Genomic DNA, 6,212 nt, shown 5'->3' on the forward strand with positions numbered 1-6,212 from the left:
GACTAAAGAGTCTTGGCTACCGCGGCGGAAGTGGTCCGTCCGCGGTGCGAGGGGTCAGCCGTCGTCGGATGCGTGCCGGGAAGGGTCGAGGACGGTGACCCTGCCGTCGTGGGCGAACCGGTAGCGTCGACCGGCCCAGTCGAAGTCGGTGCGGACGAACGAGACGAGGGTCACGAGGGGCAGCAGCAGGAAGCCTATGAGCGCGAGGAGGAAGGTCCCGCGCCGGATGCCGAGCGTGGCGTAGACGAGCCCGAAGCCGACGGTGAGGAGCAGGGCGACGGGGAACGGAGCGACGACGGCGGCCACGACGGAGAGCGAGAGGAGCACTATCCCCGACCAGCCCTCGTTGACGCCGACGATGCGGGTGAAGCGGACGACGCGGTCGACCACCGCGCGGAACTCGCCCGCGACTTCGACGGGCGTGACCATCGACCGGACGGGGTGGACCGACGGGAGTCGCTGGGTGAGGAGGTAGTCGTCGCTCAGGACCCCCCGGAGTTCGGCACAGAGCGTCGAAACGTCGACGGTCAGTTCGTCGCGGGTGAACGTGACGCCCCCGCCCCACGCCGTGTCCGCGACTCCGCCGACCTGGAAGACGAAACAGAGGGTGAACAGCGCGCCGAACCACGGTTCGAGCGGTCGCCACCAGCCGCCGCCGCAGAAGAAAGGGATGGCGCTGGCGGGACCGTGTCGCTCGCCGGCGGCGACGAGTTCGTCGAGCCAACCGGGGTCGCGCGAGAAGTCGTCGTCGGTCCAGACGAACCGGTCGTTCGTGGCTCGTTCCATCCCGACGGCGAGCGCGTTCGCCTTCCCGGCACAGCCCTCCGGGTCACCGGTGACGAGGACGTCGACACCGGCGGGTGGGTCGTGAGACGCCACGGGGTCCGTGGCGGCGTCGCAGAGGACGAGGAGTTCGTCGTCGGGGCCGAGGCCGGCGGCTAGCTGGTCGCAGACGGGGCTCCACTCGCGCGTCGGCAAGAGGACGCTCACCGGGTCGCGGTCGGACATCTGCTCACTGCGTGTGGTACGGTCCCACACGTATGAGGGATGCGGCCGGACGGACAGGCGGACACGCCTTCCGGGGGTCGTCGTCGAAGAAGCGGTCACCGCCGGCACGCAGGACCAGCACCGAGACGTCCGAGAGGTCGATGCCGAGTGCGGCCGCGTTCCGCCGGAGTTCATGCTCGCGCTCCTCGAAGCCGACGGAGAGGCCGTCGCCGCCTGCCGCGAGGAACTGAAGGGCGAACATCGTCTTCCCAGTGTCCGGTCCACCGGGGACGACGGTCGTCTGTCCGCGCAGGAACCCGCCGGAGAGGGCCTCGTCGAGGCCGGGCATCCCCGACGTGACCTTCTCACGAGGCCGTGAGTCATACGGTCCGAGTTCGTCCAGAGACACTTGATCGTGTGGAGTACTCTCAAACGGATGTCGTGCCGGGAGGCCGTGTCGTCAGGACGACTCGACGTCGCCGGCCACCACCCTCCCCCGCGCGGCCAGCCAGAACCACAGTTTCAGGAGCCCGAACCCGCACCCGGCGACGAGCACCGTCAGTCCGACCAGACTCTTCACCAGTCCTTCACCGAGTGCGGCGAGCATAGATGCGTGTCAACCTGAAGACATATAAATCCGACTCAGGGACGCAGCGGCGTCGTCGACGACCGGTCGGCACGCACGGGCCCGGCGTGAAGTCCACCGTACACCGCACGCGGGTCCGGCCGTGGGTCACGGCGAGCGGGGCGACTCCCTCGCTCCGACGGTTCCGTCGGTCGAACCGACACGCCGAAAACGCCCGACGTGACCCCCGAGACCGGTAGATGCCCTCGGTCGTGCGCCCGCGTCGCCCCGGCGCCGGGTTTTTGTGTGTATTGCGCATATAATACAATATGAACGAGACGAACGACGGGTTCACGGTTGCACTGCTCGACGCCTCGGTGGGCGAGACGCCCGCCGAACGGAACTTCGGGCGCGAACTCGACGCCGACGTCCGGGCGTACAAGGTGAGCGAGGGGGAGTTCCCACCGCAAGTGGAGACGGCCAGCTTCGACGTCGACGCCGTCGTCGTCTCCGGGTCACAGACGTCGGTGTACGACGACGAGTCGTGGATCGGACGGACGGAGGCGTGGGTCCGCGACGCCGTCGACGCCGGGGTGCCGCTCCTCGGTGTCTGCTGGGGACATCAACTCCTGGCGCAGGCCGTCGGCGGCGAGGTCGAACCGATGGGGGGGATGGGCGAACTCGGCTACGAGACCGTCCGTCGACTCGAGGACGCCGACCCGCTGTTCGACGGTGTCGAGTCGTCGTTCCTCGCGTTCGAGACCCACACCGACGAGGTCACCGCGCTCCCGGCGTCGGCGACGCCGCTCGCCGAAACCGACCGGTCACTGCAGGCGTTCCGCGTGGAGAACGCCTGGGGCGTCCAGTTCCACCCGGAGTACGACCGCGACACCGCCCGGTGGGTCACCGAGAACAAACGCGGCTGGCTGACGGACGAGCAGGTCGACGCGATTCTCGACACCATCACGTCCGGGCGTCACGCGGAGACTGCTCAGGCGGCGCGGGTGTTCGACAACTTCCTCGCGTTCGCCCGGCGGCGGCACCCGATGGCCGAGGGCCGGTCATTAGATGATTGTAGTGTGCAAGACACACACAACAGTTAAGGTCGTCCGCACGCTACCACTGGTGTATGACTGACGCAGTGACCGACGCGCGGGACGAACCGGTACCGATCGAATCCGTCGACCACTTCGAGAGGGTCGTCGGGCAGGACGGCGTCGTCCTCGTCGACTTCCACGCGGAGTGGTGTGGCCCCTGTAAGATGCTCGAACCCACCGTCGAGGCGATCGCGGCGGAGACGGACGCGGTCGTCGCGAAGGTCGACGTCGACGCTCACGGCGAACTCGCCGCGCAGTTCGGCGTCCAGGGCGTCCCGAACCTCGTCTTCTTCCGCGACGGCGAACCCGAGAAGCGCGTGGTCGGTGTCCAGAGCAAGGAGGCGCTGGCCTCGGTCGTCGACTCGCTGGCCCGATAGACGGCGGCGACGTCTGGTTCCTGGTATTGTGTAATTTTCACAATCTATTTGCGCCTCGAGCGAGTACTTTCGGCTATGGACCCCATCGTCATCGTCGGCGGCGACGCGGCCGGGATGAGCGCGGCGAGCAAGTTCAAGCGCGAGCACCCCGAGCGGGAGGTAGTCGTCTTCGAGAGGGGTGCGTACGTCTCCTACGCCGCCTGCGGGATGCCGTACTACGTGAAGGGGGAGGTAGCGTCGCTCGACGACCTGCTCACCGTCACGCCCGAGGAGTTCGTCGAGGAACGCGGCGTCGACCTGCGTCTCCACCACGAGGTCGTCGACGTCGACGCCGAGGAGCGAGTGGTCACCGTCGAGGGACCGGACGGTCGCTTCACCCAGTCGTACGACCAGGTGCTCGTCGCGACGGGCGCACACGCGGTCGTCCCCCCGTTCGAGGGGATGGACCTGGCGGGCGTGTTCACCATGCACTCGCTGCCCGAGGCCGAGGCGGTCCGCGACTTCCTCGCGGCGGAGCGACCCGACTCGGTGGCCGTCGTCGGCGGGGGCTACGTCGGCATCGAGATGGCCGAGGCCTTCGACGCGCACGACGTCGACGTCCACCTCTTCGAGATGCTGTCCCACGTCATGGCGCCGTTCGGTGAGACGGTGGCCAAACACGTCGAGGACCACCTCCGCGACCGGGGCGTCCACCTCCACCTCGACACCGCCGTCGAGCGGTTCGTCGGCGACGACCGGGTGACGGGTGTCGACACGGGAGAGAGCGTGGTCGACGTCGACCTGGCGCTCGTCGGCGTCGGCGTCGCGCCGAACACCGACCTCGTGGAGGCGGCCGGGGTCGAACTCGGCGAGACGGGCGCCATCGCGACAGACGAGTACGGGCGGACGAACCTCCCGGGCGTCTTCGCGGCGGGCGACTGCGCCGAGGCGCGGCACGTCGTCACGGGCGAACCGGACCACGTCCCGCTGGCGCTGACCGCGAACCGGGCCGGGCGCGCCATCGGGCAGACGATGGCCGGCGACGAGACACCCGTCGGCGACATCGCGGGGACCGCGGTGGTGAAGGCGTTCGACCTCACGGCGGCCCGGACCGGCATCGTCGACGAGGACCGCGCCCGTGAGGCGGGCTTCGACCCCGTCTCGGTCACCATCACCGCAGCCTCGCGAGCACACTACTACCCCGGCGCCGAGGAGATTACGATCACGATGCTCGGCGACCGCGACTCCGGCCGCGTGCTAGGCGCGACGATGGTCGGCCGCGAGGGGGTCGCGAAACGAATCGACACCGTCGCGGTTGCGTTACACGAGGGTGCGACGGCTGTAGACCTGTCGTACTACGACCTCGCGTACGCGCCGCCGTACAGTCCGGTGTGGGATCCCGTGCTGACGACGGCGAAGGTGCTCGACGGGAAACTGGGCTGACCGGTAGAGCGCGGTCTGGACAGCGAGTATGCATTTGTTTGTTACACGTAATATACTGGAAAGAAGACGTTATATCCGACCAGAGTGTACCGCTACGAATGCACTCGACCCGGATAGAGAGGGTCCCAGACGCCGCCTCTCCGGCGCAAATCCTCGACTTGCTCGACGAGGTGTACTACTATCTGGGGGCGGGCGGCGAGTTGCTGCAGTGGAACGAGCGGCTGCCGGAGGTGACCGGATACAGCCACGACGCGATCGAGGAGATGTCCGCGACCGACTTCTTCGTCAGCGAGGACCGAGCCCGGATACGGGAGGCGATTTCGACCGTCGTCTCGGACGGACGGGAGGTCACTGTCGAGGCGTACTTTCTCACGAGCGACGGCGAACGAATCCCGTACGAGTTCGTCGCCAAGCCGGTCGTCGAAGGCGGAGAGACGAGGGGCCTGATCGGAATCGGTCGCGACATCACCGACCGGCAGGAGCGAAAGCACGAACTCCGCCGGCTGGAGAACGCCGTCAAACACGCCGGACACGCGGTAGTGATCACCGACGCCGACGGCGTCATCGAGTACGTCAACCCGGCGTTCGAACGAATCGCGGGCTACACACGCGAACAGGCGGTCGGTGAGACGCCGCGGATACTCAAGTCGGGCAACCACAGCGAGGAGTTCTACGAGGACCTCTGGGGGACGATTCTCGACGGGGAGGTGTGGAACGGCGAAGTCGTCAATCGGCGGCGGTCGGGCGAGCGGTACACGGTGAACCAGACCATCGCACCGATTCGCGGCCACGACGGGACCATCGAGGGGTTCGTCAGCATCCAAGACGACATCACCGGTCGGAAGCTCCGCGAACAACAGCTGGAGGTGTTCAACCGAATCCTCCGACACAACCTTCGCAACAAGGGGTCGGTCGTCATCGGGTCCGCGGACACGCTGGCGGAGTCGACCGGTGAGGAGACCCACCGCGAACGGCTCGAGACGATTCGCGAGAGCATGCAGTCGCTCATCGACCTCAGCAAGAAGGCACGCGACGCGGGGGACCTGTTGACGGGCGTACTGGACGGTGGCGCGACGTGCGAGCTACTCCCCGCGCTGGAGCGCATCCGAGCGGACGTCCTGTCCAGCTATCCGGAGGCCGACATCTCGATAGCGGGCGAGCCAGCACCGACACGGCGGGTCAACGCGCGGGTCACGCCCGCGTTCCACGAACTGATCGAGAACGCGGTCAAACACGCCGACGGGGCCACGGCGCGCGTCGACGTCGCGGTGACGACGGACGCCACGACTGCGACCGTGCGAATCGCGGACGACGGGGCCGGCATCCCCCCACAGGACCGACACGCCATCGAGAACGGGACCGAAGAGCCGCTCTCACACAGTTCGGGAATCGGGCTGTGGCTCACCAACTGGCTCGTCGCCTACGCCGGTGGCGACATCCGGATAGACGTGAGCGACCGCGGGACGACGGTCGAGGTGACGGTCCCGTACAGCGAGGAGGACCCGCCGGAAGCGTCGAGCGCGACGGACCTCGACTGTCGGCGTCGGTGACGGCGCGACGGCCCGCGTTCCCTCCGATGGACGGGTGGCGCGACACGGCCCCGGAGACGGGGCTCAGCCGAGGACGGTCGGCCAGACGAAGCGGACGAGCACCAGTGCGAGCAGCGTCGTCAAGAGGACGACGACGCCGTCGAGGAGGCTGCCCGCGCGGAGCATGTGTTCACGGTCGAGGTAGCCCGCGCCGAAGACGATGGCGTTCGGGGGG

General features: G+C 68.0%; 7 protein-coding genes. 4 read left to right on the top strand and 3 right to left on the bottom strand.

Annotated features, from left to right (window positions below):
- Positions 1–54: 54 nt before the first annotated feature.
- The 3 genes from ACESK5_RS05365 to ACESK5_RS05375 all read right to left on the bottom strand — a co-directional run bounded on the left by ACESK5_RS05365 (position 55) and on the right by ACESK5_RS05375 (position 1,594).
- Positions 55–1,008, bottom strand: coding sequence for a glycosyltransferase (locus ACESK5_RS05365; protein ID WP_372910519.1), 954 nt, complete (start codon positions 1,006–1,008; stop codon positions 55–57).
- Between the two features lie 4 nt (positions 1,009–1,012).
- A complete protein-coding gene (locus ACESK5_RS05370) occupies positions 1,013–1,336 on the bottom strand; it encodes an RAD55 family ATPase (protein ID WP_372910520.1) in 324 nt (107 codons plus the stop codon).
- A 111-nt stretch (positions 1,337–1,447) separates the two neighbouring features.
- Positions 1,448–1,594, bottom strand: a complete 147-nt coding sequence (locus ACESK5_RS05375) for a hypothetical protein (protein WP_372910521.1) — start codon at positions 1,592–1,594, stop codon at positions 1,448–1,450.
- A 287-nt stretch (positions 1,595–1,881) separates the two neighbouring features.
- Here ACESK5_RS05375 and ACESK5_RS05380 point away from each other — a divergent pair, with 287 nt between their 5' ends.
- The 4 genes from ACESK5_RS05380 (at position 1,882) to ACESK5_RS05395 (ending at position 5,998) form a co-directional block, all read left to right on the top strand.
- Positions 1,882–2,655: a type 1 glutamine amidotransferase gene (locus tag ACESK5_RS05380; RefSeq protein WP_372910522.1), complete on the top strand. Its 774-nt coding sequence runs from the start codon at positions 1,882–1,884 to the stop codon at positions 2,653–2,655.
- 26 nt (positions 2,656–2,681) lie between these two features.
- Entirely contained in the window at positions 2,682–3,026 is a 345-nt protein-coding gene (gene trxA / locus ACESK5_RS05385; RefSeq protein ID WP_372910523.1) for a thioredoxin, read from the top strand.
- Positions 3,027–3,101: 75 nt separating this feature from the next.
- Positions 3,102–4,448 carry an FAD-dependent oxidoreductase gene (locus tag ACESK5_RS05390; protein ID WP_372910524.1) on the top strand — a complete coding sequence of 449 codons (1,347 nt, stop codon included), beginning with the start codon at positions 3,102–3,104 and terminating at the stop codon, positions 4,446–4,448.
- 98 nt (positions 4,449–4,546) lie between these two features.
- The gene (locus tag ACESK5_RS05395) at positions 4,547–5,998 is read left to right on the top strand and encodes a PAS domain S-box protein (RefSeq protein WP_372910525.1); all 1,452 of its coding nucleotides are present in this window, start codon (positions 4,547–4,549) and stop codon (positions 5,996–5,998) included.
- The last annotated feature ends 214 nt before the right edge of the window (positions 5,999–6,212 follow it).

Origin of the sequence: Salinigranum sp. (assembly GCF_041641895.1) — an archaeon.
Lineage (GTDB): Archaea > Halobacteriota > Halobacteria > Halobacteriales > Haloferacaceae > Salinigranum.

Excerpts from the sequence above, each read along its gene's own strand:
- ACESK5_RS05365 (WP_372910519.1), bottom strand. The coding sequence starts at position 1,008 with ATGTCCGACCGCGACCCGGTGAGCGTCCTCTTGCCGACGCGCGAGTGG.
- ACESK5_RS05370 (WP_372910520.1), bottom strand. The coding sequence starts at position 1,336 with ATGCCCGGCCTCGACGAGGCCCTCTCCGGCGGGTTCCTGCGCGGACAG.
- ACESK5_RS05375 (WP_372910521.1), bottom strand. The coding sequence starts at position 1,594 with ATGCTCGCCGCACTCGGTGAAGGACTGGTGAAGAGTCTGGTCGGACTG.
- ACESK5_RS05380 (WP_372910522.1), top strand. The coding sequence starts at position 1,882 with ATGAACGAGACGAACGACGGGTTCACGGTTGCACTGCTCGACGCCTCG.
- trxA (WP_372910523.1), top strand. The coding sequence starts at position 2,682 with ATGACTGACGCAGTGACCGACGCGCGGGACGAACCGGTACCGATCGAA.
- ACESK5_RS05390 (WP_372910524.1), top strand. The coding sequence starts at position 3,102 with ATGGACCCCATCGTCATCGTCGGCGGCGACGCGGCCGGGATGAGCGCG.
- ACESK5_RS05395 (WP_372910525.1), top strand. The coding sequence starts at position 4,547 with ATGCACTCGACCCGGATAGAGAGGGTCCCAGACGCCGCCTCTCCGGCG.